Annotated in this window: 14 protein-coding genes, 1 tRNA gene and 2 pseudogenes; 9 read left to right on the top strand and 8 right to left on the bottom strand. The window is 58.9% G+C overall.

What is annotated here, in order from left to right; translation table 11 throughout:
• Positions 1-281: 281 nt before the first annotated feature.
• Positions 282-1,106, bottom strand: coding sequence for a creatininase family protein (locus NW856_RS01030; RefSeq protein WP_414398664.1), 825 nt, complete (start codon positions 1,104-1,106; stop codon positions 282-284).
• 174 nt (positions 1,107-1,280) lie between these two features.
• Between NW856_RS01030 and NW856_RS01035 the strand changes: the two genes are divergently transcribed.
• The gene (locus NW856_RS01035) at positions 1,281-1,703 is read left to right on the top strand and encodes a hypothetical protein (protein ID WP_414398656.1); all 423 of its coding nucleotides are present in this window, start codon (positions 1,281-1,283) and stop codon (positions 1,701-1,703) included.
• On the opposite strand, the gene NW856_RS01040 is transcribed toward NW856_RS01035, so the two are convergent.
• A complete protein-coding gene (locus tag NW856_RS01040) occupies positions 1,700-2,965 on the bottom strand; it encodes an aspartate aminotransferase family protein (protein WP_414398666.1) in 1,266 nt (421 codons plus the stop codon). The genes NW856_RS01035 and NW856_RS01040 overlap by 4 nt on opposite strands.
• Before the next feature lie 154 nt (positions 2,966-3,119).
• Between NW856_RS01040 and cysC the strand changes: the two genes are divergently transcribed.
• Together cysC and NW856_RS01050 are read left to right on the top strand one after the other, a co-directional pair.
• Positions 3,120-3,647 carry an adenylyl-sulfate kinase gene (cysC, locus tag NW856_RS01045; protein WP_414390606.1) on the top strand — a complete coding sequence of 176 codons (528 nt, stop codon included), beginning with the start codon at positions 3,120-3,122 and terminating at the stop codon, positions 3,645-3,647.
• Positions 3,648-3,743: 96 nt separating this feature from the next.
• The gene (locus NW856_RS01050; RefSeq protein WP_414398657.1) at positions 3,744-4,679 is read left to right on the top strand and encodes an alpha/beta fold hydrolase; all 936 of its coding nucleotides are present in this window, start codon (positions 3,744-3,746) and stop codon (positions 4,677-4,679) included.
• 9 nt (positions 4,680-4,688) lie between these two features.
• On the opposite strand, the gene NW856_RS01055 is transcribed toward NW856_RS01050, so the two are convergent.
• A complete protein-coding gene (locus NW856_RS01055; protein ID WP_011433030.1) occupies positions 4,689-5,225 on the bottom strand; it encodes an HNH endonuclease in 537 nt (178 codons plus the stop codon).
• Between the two features lie 230 nt (positions 5,226-5,455).
• Here NW856_RS01055 and NW856_RS01060 point away from each other — a divergent pair, with 230 nt between their 5' ends.
• Together NW856_RS01060 and NW856_RS01065 are read left to right on the top strand one after the other, a co-directional pair.
• On the top strand, positions 5,456-7,066 hold the full coding sequence (locus tag NW856_RS01060; protein ID WP_414398659.1) for a nitrilase-related carbon-nitrogen hydrolase: 1,611 nt from the start codon (positions 5,456-5,458) through the stop codon (positions 7,064-7,066).
• A gap of 82 nt (positions 7,067-7,148) precedes the next feature.
• A tRNA-Thr gene (locus tag NW856_RS01065) sits at positions 7,149-7,221 on the top strand.
• A gap of 190 nt (positions 7,222-7,411) precedes the next feature.
• On the opposite strand, the pseudogene NW856_RS01070 reads toward NW856_RS01065, so the two are convergent.
• The 5 genes and pseudogenes from NW856_RS01070 to sufR form a co-directional block, all read right to left on the bottom strand.
• A pseudogene (locus tag NW856_RS01070) lies at positions 7,412-7,696 on the bottom strand (CBM20 domain-containing protein); the annotation flags it as partial.
• A gap of 309 nt (positions 7,697-8,005) precedes the next feature.
• The gene (locus NW856_RS01075; protein WP_414398661.1) at positions 8,006-9,355 is read right to left on the bottom strand and encodes a sensor histidine kinase; all 1,350 of its coding nucleotides are present in this window, start codon (positions 9,353-9,355) and stop codon (positions 8,006-8,008) included.
• Positions 9,356-9,388: 33 nt separating this feature from the next.
• Positions 9,389-9,970, bottom strand: coding sequence for a tRNA-(ms[2]io[6]A)-hydroxylase (locus tag NW856_RS01080; protein ID WP_414398662.1), 582 nt, complete (start codon positions 9,968-9,970; stop codon positions 9,389-9,391).
• Positions 9,971-10,168: 198 nt separating this feature from the next.
• Complete coding sequence (locus NW856_RS01085) at positions 10,169-11,239, bottom strand: 3-deoxy-7-phosphoheptulonate synthase (protein WP_414332215.1); 1,071 nt, start codon at positions 11,237-11,239, stop codon at positions 10,169-10,171.
• 275 nt (positions 11,240-11,514) lie between these two features.
• Entirely contained in the window at positions 11,515-12,231 is a 717-nt protein-coding gene (gene sufR / locus NW856_RS01090) for an iron-sulfur cluster biosynthesis transcriptional regulator SufR (RefSeq protein WP_414382769.1), read from the bottom strand.
• Between the two features lie 179 nt (positions 12,232-12,410).
• On the opposite strand from sufR, the gene sufB reads away from it, so the two are divergent.
• From sufB to NW856_RS01110, 4 genes and pseudogenes are all read left to right on the top strand, one after another.
• A complete protein-coding gene (gene sufB, locus NW856_RS01095; RefSeq protein ID WP_099883711.1) occupies positions 12,411-13,847 on the top strand; it encodes a Fe-S cluster assembly protein SufB in 1,437 nt (478 codons plus the stop codon).
• A gap of 244 nt (positions 13,848-14,091) precedes the next feature.
• A complete protein-coding gene (gene mscL / locus NW856_RS01100) occupies positions 14,092-14,490 on the top strand; it encodes a large-conductance mechanosensitive channel protein MscL (protein ID WP_011431004.1) in 399 nt (132 codons plus the stop codon).
• A 97-nt stretch (positions 14,491-14,587) separates the two neighbouring features.
• On the top strand, positions 14,588-15,403 hold the full coding sequence (gene sufC / locus NW856_RS01105; RefSeq protein WP_414344180.1) for a Fe-S cluster assembly ATPase SufC: 816 nt from the start codon (positions 14,588-14,590) through the stop codon (positions 15,401-15,403).
• A pseudogene (locus tag NW856_RS01110) lies at positions 15,400-15,690 on the top strand (Fe-S cluster assembly protein SufD); the annotation flags it as partial. The gene sufC and the pseudogene NW856_RS01110, both read left to right, overlap by 4 nt.

A 15,690-nucleotide genomic window follows, 5' to 3' on the forward strand; every position in this document is an offset into this window, starting at 1 on the left:
TTCTGCCAATCCACAGCGGGATGGTCGCGGATGGCCACGTAGTCTTGCCAGGTGGCGCTGTGGCGCTCAAGGATGGGTTGGGTGGCCGGTTTTAAGGAAAGGGTCATTGGTCGCACTGGCGAAGCGTAGCTCTATCACCCCTTAGCAAAAATGAGATGGGGGAGTTCATCTCTTCTCTTCAATCCTAATGGTTTCAATGGCCAGCCAGTTTTGGCGAAAGCCTTTCACAAAGCAGGCCGTAGGTCTATAGGGCAATGAACCACAGACCTTTGCCTGGATCCCTAGACCGGCAGCGGGGCTTTGCGCCAAGCCTTGGGCTGCTGGAACCTGTGCAGATCTCGGATCAGCCGCACCCAGCCATCGGACATGGACTCCACCAAAACTTTGCCTTTCTCCGGCGTGGCGGCAGTGGCATCGCCCAAAACTCCGCTCTGGGTGAGGTCGCGAGTTGCCCAAGCGAAAGGGATCCGCCCTTCCATGCTGAGCAGGCTGTTTTCCGGCAGATCGTGGGGATATTCGCAGACCAATCGGTCGGTTCGCACCGTGTCCGGCAAAAGGTGCATCAGCATACTGGTCTCCCCATCGCCGGCGTGAATGCCCAATTCCCGTTCTTTCTCGGTAAACAGCTCTCGTCCTTCGTGGGGAACCCGCCAGACGGACACCGGGAACAGCATGAAATCTTCATACTTCTGGTGAAGATCGCGGGCGACAATCTCCAGCACCTGTGGCTGGCCGCCGTGGGAATTGAGGAATACCAGCTTGCGAAACCCAGCTCGGTAGATGCTCTCTGCCACTTCCGTCAGCACCGCCATCAGGGTTTGAGCCGAGAGGGTAATGGTGCCGGGGAAATGCCAGTGCTCGTTGGCTTTGCCGTAGCATTGGGTGGGCAAAACATAGGCCGGGATCTCAGGCTCCAGCTTCTCCATGGCGCGCCCAATGATCGCCGTGCCGATGCAGGCATCCACCACCAGGGGCAGGTGGGGCCCATGTTGCTCGATTGAGGCAACCGGCTGAATGATCACCACGTTCTCTTTGTCGGGCATGGCCTGGATCTCCGTCCAGGTCAGGTAGGGGAAAAAGCGGTGGGGCGGGACAAAAGTGTGCATCATGGCGGGATCCGTTCAAGTTTGATCAGAAAGCTACCTAGCACCATGCCACAAAATCGGGTTCACGAAATGCCCGCAAAGACGGGATCCCCGGCCAACCCGCCTGCCAAAGAAACGTAAGAAAGCCATCGATTAGGATAAGTACAGTCTGTACAGTTTCCGGTCAACGATTGCATGACCCTGTTGCCTTGTTTGCCCGCCCAGTGTGACTCTGTTGAGGGCCTGCATCTGCTGGGGCGCCCTTTGCCCGCCTCGGCGGAAGTGGGCAGCACTCCACCCTCACCCCGTCCCATTCTCGCCCTGCCAGGGTCGCAGGCCACCCTCTATGTGGAGCTGATTCAGGTTTCTCGCCACAGTCTTGAGGCAGGCTCTGACACCCCGCCGCTGCTCTGGGTGCGGCCTCTCCTGCTCAGGCAGGGATCCCAAGTCTTGAACCTGCGGGCCACCTCGGATTTGCTCTGGCCTGCTGCCGGCTTTGTCCCGGCCTATGCGGAGGAGGTGTTGCCCCTTTTGGAGCAGGCAAGGGATCCCGCTCCCCACGAGCCCTCTGCCCGACAGCAGTTGCAGGCCTTTCTGCGACAAGTTTGGCGAGGCTAGGCTTCCCCGGAATGGCCAAGGGAGGCGGCCAACCTCTGCAAAGCCGATTCCAACATCACCAGAGCCTCGTCGATTTCCGCCGGGGTGACGATCAAGGGGGGCACCAAGCGCACCACCTGGGATCCTGCCGGCACCAACAACAGCCCGCAGTCCATCGCCGCCTTGACCGCTTCAGCCGCCGGGATGCGCACCACCAAACCCTGAATCAGGCCCCAGCCCCGCACTTGCTCAACGAGCTGTGGAAACTGCTCCGCCAGGCGGGACAGCCCCTGACGCAGATACATCCCCGTCTGCTGGGCATTCCAAACCAAACTCTCTGACATCAGCGTGCGGCAAACCGCCAGACCCACCGCACAAGCCAAGGGGTTGCCCCCAAAGGTGCTGGCGTGATCCCCCGGCTGAAACACGGCGCAAAAGTCTTTCGCCAACAAGGCCCCGATGGGGATCCCACCGGCCAGGCCCTTGGCCAAGGTGAACACATCCGGCTCCACCCCCAGGTTACAGTGGCCCCACAGCATGCCAGTACGGCCCATGCCCACCTGCACCTCATCCAAAATCAGCAGAATGCCCCGCTCGCTGCAGATCCGGCGCAACCATTGAAAATAGGCGGGATCCCCCGGCACAACCCCCCCTTCCCCCTGCAACGGCTCCAACAGCACGGCACACACCCGCTCGCCCCAGCGCTCCAACACCGCTGCTGTGCCCTCGATGTCGTTGTAGGGAACGTAATCAAAGCCGGGCACCAGAGGGGCAAAGTCTTTTTGGTATTTGGGCTGGCCGGTGGCGGTAATGGTGGCCAGGGTGCGGCCATGGAAGCTGGCATGGGCGGTGAGGATCATCGGATCTTGGATCCCGCGCACCGTGTGGGCATACTTGCGAGCCAGCTTAATGGCTCCCTCATTGGCTTCCGCCCCTGAGTTGCAGAAAAACACCTTGTCGGCACAGGAGTGCTGGGTCAGCCATTGGGCCAGTTGTGCCTGCGGCTGGTTGTAGTAAAGGTTGGAAACATGGTGCAACTGTTGTGCCTGCTCGGTGAGCGCCTGAATCCACAGCGGGTGGGCATGCCCCAGGGTACAGGTGGCAATGCCGGCCACAAAGTCCAGGTACTCGCGCCCCTGCTCATCCCAAACCCGACACCCCTGCCCGCGCACCAAGGTCAGGGGATAGCGCCCATAGGTGGCCATCACATGCTCGGCAAACAGCTCGGCAGTTGTCGGGGATCCCGAGGGGGCACTGGCAAGAGGCGAAGTCAGGGGGGACATGGCCGGTGAAGGATTGTTGTCGTGTTGGCGGCGCGGAGCGCTTTGGGGCTGGCGCAAGCCGTGTTTCGAGTGTATCACCCTGCTTTGGAGATGATATTCTGGCAGGGCCCAAGATTCAGGGATCCACAGCAAACAGACAGAAGCAAACAGACAGATGTCGCGGCGGGGGGTAACGGTCTGGTTTACGGGATTGAGCGGGGCGGGCAAAACCACCCTGAGCTGCGGCGTGGCCCAGCAGTTGCGCGCTTGGGGGCTGCCGGTGGAGGTGCTCGACGGAGATGTGGTGCGGCAACATCTCACCAAGGGTCTGGGCTTCAGCAAAGTGGATCGGGAGGAGAACATTCGCCGCATCGGCTTTGTGGCGGAGATGCTGACTCGGCACGGGGTGATTGTGCTGGTGTCGGCCATTTCCCCCTATCGGGCAGCACGGCAGGAGGTACGGCAGTATATTGGCAGCTTTATCGAAGTCTTTGTGGATGCCCCCCTGGAGGTGTGCGAACGCCGGGATGTGAAGGGCCTCTATCGAAAGGCGCGGGCAGGCTTAATCCAGCACTTTACCGGTATTGACGATCCCTACGAGCCGCCGGAACAGCCGGAGGTGGTGTGCAAAACCGCCGAGCAAAGCATCTCCGAATGTATTGACCTGGTGATACAAAGCCTAAAAAGCAGAGGTTATGTCTAACAGGCCCCCTGCTCTTACGTTGCCCGTAGAGGGTGGGCTTCCCCCCGGAGTAGCTGCAAAGAACCTAGAATTAAGAAAGGCTTACAAGCAACTCCTATGACTTCGACATCGGCATCGGCCACTCCCATTTCGGCGCAGTGGATCTGGCGGGGGCAGTCAGTTCATTACGTCAAACAGGGTGAGCAGGGGCAGCCTCTGCTTCTGGTGCACGGCTTTGGAGCCTCCACCGACCACTGGCGCAAGAACATTCCCGAATTGGCTCAACACTACCAGGTGTACGCCATCGATTTGCTGGGTTTCGGTCGCTCCGCCAAGCCCAACTGGGACTACCGCGCCGAAATCTGGCGGGATCAGCTGCGGGACTTTTGCCAACAGGTAATCCGTCGGCCTGTGGTGGGGATCGGCAACTCCCTGGGCGGCTATGTGGTGCTCAGTTTTGCGGCGGAGTGGCCGGAGTGGGTGCGGGGCGTGGTGCTTTTGAATGGGGCAGGTGGGTTTTCCACCCTCAAGGGATCCCCGACCGGATGGCGGCAATGGATAGGCGGATTGGTGGGCTGGGGCCTGCGCCAGCGCCTGGTGTCTTACCTGCTGTTTCAGTATTTGCGGCAGCCGCACGTGATCCGAGCCAAGCTGAAGCAGGTTTACTACGACCCGGCAGCCGTGACCGATCAGCTGGTCGAGGCCATCCATCGCCCCACCCAGGATCCGGGGGCTGCCGATGTGTTTGTGGCCTTGATGCGAGGTGGGCAGAAGGGACGGTATGTAGATGAGCTGCTGTGCAGCTTGGTGCGCCCGCTGTTGTTGATCTGGGGAGAACGGGATCCCTGGATGCGGGCTCGGGAACGCTCTAAGCTGTACCGGGCCCACTACCCTCAAGCAGTGGAATACTTCCTGGAGGCTGGCCACTGCCCCCACGATGAGCGCCCCGAAGAGGTCAATGCCCTGATTCACCGGTGGATCGAGACCGGGATCCCAGCCACCACTTCTCCCCCCATTTCCAAAGCTGCCCCTGTATCGGAAGTCCATCCCTAGGCGGCCCGTCTAGCTTGGGCTGTCCAACAATTCCTCCTGGGGATCCCCTTCTAGGCCGATGGTGTACTTAGACCATTCTCGATGGGAACCACTGCCGACGGCTTTGGAGATTTCAAAGTAAAGAGTGCTGTGGGGACGGCGGGGTTGGCGCAGCAGGGGCATACCGGCTTCGCGGGGGGTGCGGTTCCCTTTTTTCACGTTGCAACGCACACAGGCACTGACCACATTTTCCCAAGTATCCCCGCCGCCACGAGACCGAGGGATCACGTGATCCAGGGTGAGATCTTCGCCGAAGCAGCCGCAGTACTGACAACGATGCCCATCCCGGTAGAGGACGTTGCGGCGCGTAAGCGGGATCTCCTTGTGGGGAACGTGGACATAGTGGCGCAGACGAATGACAGTGGGCAAGGGAATGTTGCCGTACACCACTCGGCCATTGTGCTCAATTTGCTCGGCCTTGCCCTTGAGCAAAAGAACGACCGCTCTGCGCCAACTGGTGATGTTGAGCGGCTCGTAGGAGGCATTCAAAACCAAAACTTTGCCCATAGTGCTACGCACCGCTGACGGGATCCCCAACCCAAGCCGGAAGGCGCCAGCCCCCTGAAGTTATGCAAAATGTTAACACAGCTTTAGATTCAAGCAGTAGGAGTTCTGTGCTCCAGGAGATATTCCCGGCTGCTGCAAAACGCTACTCTGGAAAAGACCTGCCGGCAAGGACGTGTTGATCCTGGGGCATTAGGTGGGGTTTCCCGAATAGGCTGAACTTTATTGAGGTGATGAAGCCGGAACTGAAATCTTCAACTCAACAGCAGGATCTGCCCCAAAAGAGAAACCCAGGCGAGGGATCCCGCTGGCTGATGGGTTTGGCCATCCTGCTGCTCTGTCTGGGGTCCCCCAACCGCTGGTGGCACTGGTTTCCGGGGGCGCTGCTGGGCTTAGCCCTGCTGTTTGGCCTGTGCGAGCAACGGCAAGGGTGGGCGCGGTGGCGTTTGGCCTATGGCCTCTGGTTTTGGGTTTGCCTGTATGCCTTCTGGGTGGATCCCTTCTCGGTTAAGGTGTTGAGCGCCTGGGAGATCCTGGGGGGCGTGGTGGTGGCTCCCCTGATCCCCCTCTTTTTCACCACTGCTACGCTCCTGAGTTTGCAACTGAGTCGTCCCCTGCCGGTTTGGGCACGTCCGCTGGGTTTGGCCACGGTCTGGACAGGCTTGGATGGGCTGTTGGGCTTGCTCTGGTGGCCCATCCCTTTCCACTGGGGATCCCTGTTGTTCGACTGGCCCCTCGGGATCCAAGTAGCCGATGTTACGGGGATCTGGGGGGTTACCTTTTTTGCCGTGTTCGTCAATGGGGTTCTTTGGCAGATGGCCAGGCAGATTTCTAGCCGGTGGCAGGCGGCTGGGGGATCCCTGAGAAACGTTTTGGGTGAGATGCTCAGGAACAGGGATTTCTGGGGTACGCTCGCCTGCGGCCTGGGGTTGACGGGGCTGGTCTTGGCCTATGGAAGCGCACGCCTGGCCTACTTCGATGCCTTGGCCGTCGAAAACAGGGATCCTGACTTTCGGGTGGCGGCGGTGCAGCAGGTGGCTTGGCTGGAAGCCGATCGCAGTTGGAACTACCGCCTGGAGCGCTACCGGGAGCTGCATCAGCTTTCTGCCCAGGGGGTGGCTGCTGGGGCACAGTTGGTGGTTTGGCCGGAGGGGGCGCTGCGGGCACGGCTGCTGAATACCGGCCTAGAGCCTTACGTGATCGAGCCGATGCAAGCGATTCTGCCACCGGAAGGCGCTTTGATTACGGGGGCAACAGAGCCGGATCCCCGCACAGCCCATTTGCCGGAAGAGCAGCAGCGATTTTTTAATACGGCCCTGTTGTTTGACGCCCAGGGCAACTTGCTGGATGGGTTTGGCAAGCAGTGGATCTTTCCCTATTTCGAGTCGGGGCGCTACGTGCCTTCACCCGATGGCTATCGGCCTCTGGACGGAGGGGAGCTTTTCGGGCCTTTGGGGGTGATGATCTGCTTGGAGAGCGTCTTGCCTGCGCCCAGCCGAACTTTAACCCGTCGCGGTGCCGAGTCTTTGATCGTGATTTCGGATGATAGCTGGTTTGGTAATAGCCACTGGCCGATGTTGCATGGCCAGCTCTCGGTTTTCCGGGCTGTGGAAAATCGGCGGGGCGTGGTGTTTGTCAATAACACAGGCGGCAATCTGGTGGTGGATCCCTCAGGTCGGCTCCAGCAGGTTGGCCCCATCTTTCAGCGGGGGGTGATCACGGGAGAAGTGAAGCGGCGTTCTGAGACAACTTTCTACAATCGCGCGGGGGATTGGCTGGCGTGGCTGACGTTGGGGCTATCTTTGGGGCTATGGCGCTGGGGATCCCGAGTGAGGCAAGGATGAGTTAGGATCAGTAAACCTGCCCAGGATCAAGATTGGGATTGCTTGCTCCGGAGCGGCGGGTTCCCCCATCGAATCAACCGTTGCTGATGTAGCTCAGTTGGTAGAGCAGCTCACTCGTAATGAGCAGGTCGTCGGTTCGAGTCCGATCATCAGCTTTCTGGAGTTGAACACCTCAGAGTCCCTTTGGGAGAAGAGTTGGGGGTGGTCGCGGAAGCGGCGCGGAGCGTTCTCAGGAATGGGATCGGCAAAATAGCCGTAAGGATAGGCAGGGATCTGGCCAAACTCCCCATCCTCGACAATCAAAACTGCCGGTAAAGGTTCTGGTTCAAGGGGCACCCAGCGATTGACAGCGGTGGATTCCCAAATCACTTCGCCACCGGCTTGCACGCGCAGATATCGGTACTCCACTCGAGGAGTTTCTTTTAAACATCCACTGTAGGGTAACAGCGGGCCGGGCGCGCCATCTGCCGGGCTCAACGGCAACTCTACCCACCACAGCGGATAGCGAGTCGGATCCGTTTGCAGCCAAATGCAATGGCAGGGATCCCAGGAGCCCAATTTTGCGCTGGATCCCACCAAGGCAATTCTCTCGCCCGGCTGGGTGATGGCACGAACCTGGAAGCGATACATAACGTTTTCCTGGCACAGGATTCAATGGGAAATTGTGGGGCTGCGCGGGCGGACTGCACTCACTCATCACCCAATCAACAGCTCAGCAGCCGGCTGAGAAGGGCAAGAGCCTGGGATCCAATCCCATCTCTACCGCTTTATCGGGGAAAAAGAGAAGTTCTTAAATCTGGAAAGGAAAGATCTCTAGTACCCAAAAATCCAGTTCAACTGGGCCAATACGGTTCTTAATACAGTTCTGAATAAAGACTCAGTCAATCTTGGCTTAAAGCTAGCATATTGACTGAGGACTGTCTGTTTTCCAGAGCACTTTCAGACCCTCTCTGGGGTACAGATTTCCAACTGTCGCTGCGGCAAAATGACCTCAAAGCTGGATCCCTGGCCCAGCTCGCTCTCCACCTGCACTTGACCTTGATGCTGCTGGGCAATGCTTCTGACAATTGCCAGCCCCAAACCTGACCCTGAGAGGCGACCGGGATCCCCGCTGCGAGCCGGATCTGCTCGATAAAAGCGATCGAACACATGGGGCAGAGCCTGGGGGGGGATCCCTGGCCCGGTATCTTGTACCCGCACCACCAGCTCTGGGGATCCGGAGCGCAGCCGTTGTTCCAGCCTCACCTGCACCTCTCCTTGCGGGGGAGTGTGGAGAAGGGCGTTTTCAATCAGGTTGGTGAACAGGCGGGCCAATTGATCTTCATCTCCCCAAAAACCGAAGGGATCCACTTGGGTGGGAGAAGGTTCCGTCCCGCTCTCAGGGGCAGCAATCTCCAGCTTCAAGCGGATCTGTTTTTGGTTGGCCAGGCCCTGCAGCTCCTCCACCACCTGCAGCAGCAGAGCATCCAGCGCACAGCAACGGGGTTGGAAAGGCACCATACCGCTGTCGTGGCGGGCCAGAAACAGCAGGTCATCCACCAGGCGACCCAGCCGTAAACACAACCGCTCCACCATCTGCCAGCGCTGCCGGGTGTCGGCATCCAATTGGGAATCTGCCAAAGCCACCTGTACCGCGGTTTGAATGCTGGCCAAGGGGCTGCGCAGCTCGTGGGAGGCGTCGGCGGTAAATTGCTTGAGCTGCTGATAAGACTGCCGGATGGGTTGCATGGCCAGGCCGGAGAGCATCCAGCCGATGGCCCCCACACTCGTCAAACCGGCCACCACCCACAGGGAAAGATCCCGGATCAACTGTCGCGTTGGCTTGCTCACCTCAAACCAAGGATGGCTGACCCGCAGATAGCCCAGCAGCTTCCCACCGGCCACAATCGGCTCGGTGAACTGGCGCAGCCAATACCCAGGGGCGATACGGGCAGTGTGCAGGGATCCCTCGGTCAACAGGGGGGCAGGGATCCCGCCGGGCACCGTGGACCAGATGAGCGTTCCTTGAGGGCCGAACCACTCCAAGTCGATGTGATCGTCCTCTAGGGTGCTGGGATCATCCCGAAAGCTGGCCTCCAAGCTGCGGCGGGCTTGCTGCGGATCCAAGAGGCTCTCATCCACCACCAAAGACCGCTCGACAATTTCCACCACATGGCCAAGGGTATCGTCCACCCGTTCAATCAGGGTTGACTGCACGTACCAATAGAAGCTGCCGGCAAACAACAGCAGCAACACTGCCGTAACCGTTGTATACCAGAAGGCCAACCACTGCCGCGTCGCTTGAAACATGGGAGCTGCACCGCGGGGGGAAACGGAGTGGGGCTAGCTGTGAACACGGGGTTCGGGGTGAAGGGAAGACAAGATCTCAGCCTCCACCTGGAGTAGAGTATCGAGCCGCTCCTGCACCTGATCGGCGGGAAACTGCTCCAACGCCAAATCCAAGTAAAGCTGCCAATGGCGCTCCTCCGCAGCCGCCAGCCAGAGATAAAACTGCCGCAGCTCTGGGTCGGGCGCGTGGATCCCGAGCAGGCCCAAGCGCTCGTGGCTGCGGGCCTCAATGATGGCTGCCACCAGCAGGGTATCCAACAGATGCTCCGGCTCGGAGCGGCGCAGGTGTTGGTTCAGACGACCGGCATAGGGCGCAGCCGACAAGGGCTTGATGGGGATCCCCAACCGTTGCAGGTGGCGATGCACCCGCTCAAAATGCTGCAGCTCCTCCCGCGCCAGCGGCGAGAGGGTTTCCACCAAACGCCCATTAGCCGGGTAGCGAAACAGCAAGCTGAGGGCGTTGCCCGCTGCTTTTTTCTCGCAGTTGGCGTGATCCAACAAGATGAGGTCAAGGTGACGGATGGCCTGGTCGATCCAGGCCGCAGAAGTCGGAGAAGCCAGTTGCAGCGTAGCCACAGGGTCAGAAGAGGTTTCAGGGATCAACAGCTTCCAAGTTGACTCACCCGGCCCGCTTCGGGAACAGGGGACGGAACTGGGTCAATCGGATCCTAGCCTTGCCCGCCTACCCCTTTCTAACTCCTGAATCCCGGCTGAGCACAACTCGGTTGCCTTGCTTAGGTCTTGGGGGGATTTTTCAGAAAGCCGACCCCCGCCCTAATGGCTCAGGGCCAACGCTCTCCCCTCTACGGTCGCTGCCATCTCCCACAACAGATCTTCCGTCTCTTCCCAGCCGATGCAGCCATCGGTGATGGAAACCCCGTACTGGAGCGGCGCCCCTTCCTGCCAGGTTTGCTTGCCCGGGTAGAGGTTGCTCTCCAGCATCAGCCCCATCAGAGCCCGCTGCCCCGCCTGGTACTGCTGTAGCACCGCTCGACAGACGGATCCCTGGTTGCGGTAATTTTTGTGGGAGTTGTCATGGGAGCAGTCCACCATCACCGAGCGAGGGATCCCTTGATCCTTCATCAGCAGTGCCGCCCGCGCCACATCTTCCGGGCCGTAGTTGGTCTTGCCCCCTCCCCCCCGCAACACGATGTGCCGATCCGGGTTGCCGGTGGTTTTCACCAGAGCCGTCATGCCATCTTGGCCGATGCCCAGGAAACTGTGGGGATGGCTGGCGGAGAGAATGGCATTGAGCGCAATTTCCAGCCGCCCGTCGGTGCCGTTTTTGAAGCCCACAGGCATGGAGAGGCCGCTGGCCATTTCCCGGTGAGTTTGGCTTTCGATGGTTCTGGCGCCAATGGCCGCCCAGCTCACCAGATCTGCCGTGTACTGAGGGGTCACCGGATCCAGCATCTCGGTGGCACAGGCCAGGCCCAGCTCGTTGATCTGCAGGAGAATGGAACGGGCCAGTTGCAAGCCGGTGGCAATGTCGCACGAACCATCCAGGTGGGGATCGTTGATCAGGCCCTTCCAGCCCACCGTGGTGCGGGGTTTCTCAAAATACGTGCGCATAACGATCACCAGGTGCTCCCGAGTTTGGTCGGCCACCCGCTTGAGGCGATGGGCATACTCCAGAGCCGCTGCAGGATCGTGGATGGAACAGGGGCCGACGATCACCACCAAGCGATGGAGATCCCGTCCGTGGATGATGTCGCGGATGGCTTGCCGAGTGGAGAGCACCACCTGGGCTGCCGTTTCCGTAAGGGGCAGCTTGGCCTTGACAGCAGCAGGGGCAATCAAGGGAGTCACCTCTTGGATATTGCAATTGTCGGTTTGAGGGGGCATGGAACTGTCCTCAGCGTGCAAGTGGGTAGATGGGGTCGTCGAGCCATCAAAAAAGCCCTGGCGCTGGGCTCAGGGCTTCAGGACTGACTCGGGTAAACTGTAGGTCTTTGTTTACGCGCCACCCTTCTGCCCTGGTCGTTGCCAGGGAAAGCTAAAGTAGCCAAAAAAGGAAGCGCGCCAGACCATGCGGAGAACAAACTTAAAACCTGTACGAGATAACTATACCCGAAAAAACCTCGTTTGACACCTCAGGGATCCGGTTTCCTGGGGAAGTCTTAAGTCGACCGAGCCGCCGGCTTGGCAATCCAGTAGCCGCAGGGGTGTTCTCCCTGCACCTGCCAGGTGATGCGCTCTACCCGGCAATCGGGCAAGGCGGCAGCAAACATCTCCAGTTCGTGGCCGCAGACGCTGGGAAAGGTGTGGGCAATCTGAGCAATGGCGCAATTGTGCTCAACCAACACATACTGCTCGACGTAAGGCTCGGATCCCTCTGCTGCCATCGGCACAGTCAGGTCGGCAGGATAGGGGTAGTACTCCGCCATGTAACCCTCCGCCTGGCGCAACTGCACCAAGCGCTCCAGCCGCTCCCGTAGGGATCCGGATCCCAGTTGGGCCTGATACTCCCGGGCTTTGCGCTGCCACTGGTGGTGGAGAAGGGATCCCATCTGTTCGGATCCCAGGGTTTCGGCCAGGGTGTTGAGCAGGCCAAGGGCAAACTCGTCGTAGCTGGCGGGGAACTGCTCTTCTCCCAAGGGGCTGAGCTGATAGAGATGCTGGGGGCGGCCTAGGCCATTGGGTTGAGCGACATGTTGGATCAACCCCTCTGCCTCCAGATCCTTGAGGTGGCGGCGGATGGCCTGGGGAGAAATGCGCAGGTGCTCTGCCAGCGTTTGGGCGTTGGCCTGCCCCGCCTTGCGCAGGTAGACCAAGATGGCCTGCTTACTCGAAGCGGGTTGAGCGACCTGCCCGGTGATCTTGCGCGTGCTGTCCACCCTCGCCCTCCTGGTTAGACTGGGTTAATCGGCTGCCGCTGCCAGCACAGCTCTCTGCTATTTTGACAACGGGATCATTGCTAAAGTAACCTGAGGATCAGTTAAACAACAACTCTGTTGTTTTATTTGGCCATCTGTCTTAGTCGCGTTTCTACCCTGTCACTACCCGAGAGCCATCCATGTCTACGAGCGTCCGCGCCCTGGTCAACCAGCCCTACAAGTACGGCTTTGTAACCGACATCCCCTCTGAGTCGATTGGCAAAGGCTTGAACGAAGAGGTGATTCGGCAGATCTGGGCCAAGAAAGGGGAGCCGGACTTTATGCTAGAGTTCCGGCTGCGGGCCTACCGCCAGTGGCTGAAGATGAGCGAGCCCACCTGGCCCAACGTCAGCTACCCGCCCATTGACTACCAAAACATTGTCTACTACTCGGCCCCCAAGGTGCAGCCCAAGAAAAAGAGCCTGGACGAAGTGGATCCGGTGCTGCTGGAGACCTTCGAGAAATTGGGGATCCCCTTGTCTGAACAGAAGCGGCTGGCCAATGTGGCGGTGGATGCCATTTTCGACAGCGTCTCGGTGGCCACCACCTTCCGGGAAAAGCTGGCCAAGGAAGGCGTGATCTTCTGCTCCATGTCGGAGGCACTGCGGGAGTATCCGGAGCTGGTGCGCAAGTACTTGGGCAGTGTGGTTCCCATTGCTGATAACTACTACGCGGCGCTGAACTCGGCAGTGTTCAGTGATGGATCCTTTGTCTATGTGCCCAAAGGGGTGCGCTGTCCCATGGAGCTTTCCACCTATTTCCGCATCAACAACGGCGAATCGGGCCAGTTTGAGCGCACCCTGATCATTGCCGACGAGGGATCCTACGTCAGCTACTTGGAAGGGTGTACTGCCCCCATGTTCGACACCAACCAACTGCATGCGGCGGTGGTGGAGCTGATCGCCCTAGACAATGCCGAGATCAAGTACTCGACGGTGCAGAACTGGTATGCCGGCGATGAAAACGGCAAAGGGGGCATTTACAACTTTGTAACCAAGCGCGGCCTGTGTCAGGGGGCAAACTCCAAGATCTCCTGGACGCAAGTGGAGACCGGCTCCGCCATCACCTGGAAGTACCCCAGCTGTGTGCTGGTGGGGGAAAACTCGGTGGGCGAATTTTACTCGGTTGCCCTAACCAACAACTACCAGCAGGCCGATACCGGCACCAAGATGATTCACGTGGGCCGCAACACCCGCAGCAAAATTATCTCCAAAGGGATCTCGGCTGGGCACTCCAAAAACAGCTACCGCGGCCTGGTCAAAATCGGGCCGAAAGCGGAAGGTGCCCGCAACTTTTCCCAGTGCGATTCCATGTTGATTGGGGATCAGTGCAGCGCCAACACCTTCCCCTATATCGAGGTGCAAAACAACACCGCCAAAGTGGAGCACGAAGCTTCCACCTCCAAGATTGGAGAGGAGCAATTGTTCTATTTCCAGTCGCGCGGGATCGGCATGGAAGATGCCGTGTCCATGATCATCAGCGGCTTCTGCCGAGAGGTGTTCAACCAATTGCCGATGGAGTTTGCCGTAGAAGCCGATCGATTGCTGAGCCTGAAGTTAGAGGGATCCGTCGGCTAGGGGATTGTTCCCAATGCGAAGCTGAGCAAGTGGGCGAGGCCGCTGACACGCTGTGGGAGCAGGCGCTGCCATTTTCAGGAGAAGGGTAAGGGGTTAGGTAACTCCCAAGGCAGAGGGCTGTGATCCCCTGAAGCCAGAGGCGGCCCAAGGGCTTGGCGACGTTGCAAACAGCGCATGGATGCAGGGGGGGAGAGGGGATAATCAAGGAGTTTTGAACCGTAAGGCTAGGCAGGAGAAGTTCCCCATGAGGGCATTTCTGGAGGAGTTCAAAAAGTTCATCAGCCGGGGCAATGCCTTAGATTTGGCTGTTGGCGTTGTTATTGGAGGTGCTTTTGGGAAGATTGTGACTTCTTTTGTAGCAGATCTGTTTACTCCAGTTTTAGGCTTGATGATTGGTGGAGTGAGCTTCCAGAACTTGGTCTGGAAAATCGGTGGAAGTCCTGAAGACCCAGTTACGATTAACTACGGTAGCTTTCTGCAAGCTGTGTTTGATTTTGTGATTATCGCTTTTGCCATCTTCTTACTGGTGAAGGCGATCAACACCCTACAGCGAAAGGAGGAAGAATCTCCTCCCACATTGCCCCCACCAGAAGTGGTTTTGCTGACAGAGATCCGGGATATCCTCAATCGCCACTCCCAATAGAGCTATAGGGGATCCTTAGGCCCAAAATCCAAACCTGGTTTAGGGATCCCTTAACCTTCCAATCCCTGCCCTTCAGTGGCAACTCTAGAGTCTAGCTATGATCTGCGAAAACAGCCCTGTTATCTTATCCGTTCGAGATCTCAGCGCCGAGATCGACGGCACCCCCATTCTCAAGGGGTTGAGCCTGGAAATTCGCGCCGGAGAAATCCACGCCATCATGGGCCCCAATGGTTCTGGAAAAAGCACTTTTTCCAAGATCTTGGCTGGCCACCCCGACTACCGGGTGACAGGAGGCGAGATCCTCTATCTGGGCAAGAATCTTCTGGAAATGGAACCGGAGGAGCGGGCTTGGGCAGGGATCTTCTTGGCGTTTCAATACCCCATCGAGGTTCCGGGGGTGAGCAACTTGGATTTCCTGCGCGCCGCCTACAACGCTCGCCAGAAATATCGGGATCAGCCGGAACTGGATGCTCTGGATTTTGACGACCTGGTACGGGAAAAGTTGGATATTGTCAAAATGGATCCCGTTTTTTTGGAGCGCTCTGTGAACGAGGGCTTTTCCGGCGGCGAGAAAAAGCGCAACGAGATCCTGCAAATGGCGGTGTTGGAGCCCACGCTGGCCATTTTGGACGAGACGGATTCCGGTCTGGATATCGACGCGCTGCGCATTGTGGCCCACGGCATCAACCGACTGGCCGGCTCTGAGAATGCCATGCTCTTGATCACCCACTACCAACGCTTGCTGGACTATGTTACCCCCGACTACGTGCATGTGATGGAGGGGGGTCGTATCGTCATCAGTGGGGACAAGACCTTGGCGCTGGAGCTGGAGGAACGGGGCTACGACTGGATCAAAACTCAGTCGGGTCAAGAACCGGCAGCTGCGACATCTCGGCAGGAGAAAGAGGGATGAGCGCCACCTTGCCCAAACCTTTTGCCCCAGAGAGCCGCCTATTCCTGGAGCACATCCTCGGCCAAATCCCGGAAAGGCAGGATCCCTACACCACCCTTAGGCAGCAGGCCCGCGCCCAATTGGCCGAACTGGGGATCCCGACCCCACGGGAAGAGGATTGGAAATACAGCGATCTCTCGCCACTGCTGGCCCACGAGTTTCGCCTGGCTGCCGCGGGGGATCCGGCTCTGGATGCAGCAACCCTAGAGCCCTGGCTTTGGCCGGAAGCCAGCTATAGCCACGCCGTG

Source organism: Synechococcus sp. R3-13, assembly GCF_047462195.1.
Lineage (GTDB): Bacteria > Cyanobacteriota > Cyanobacteriia > Thermostichales > Thermostichaceae > Thermostichus.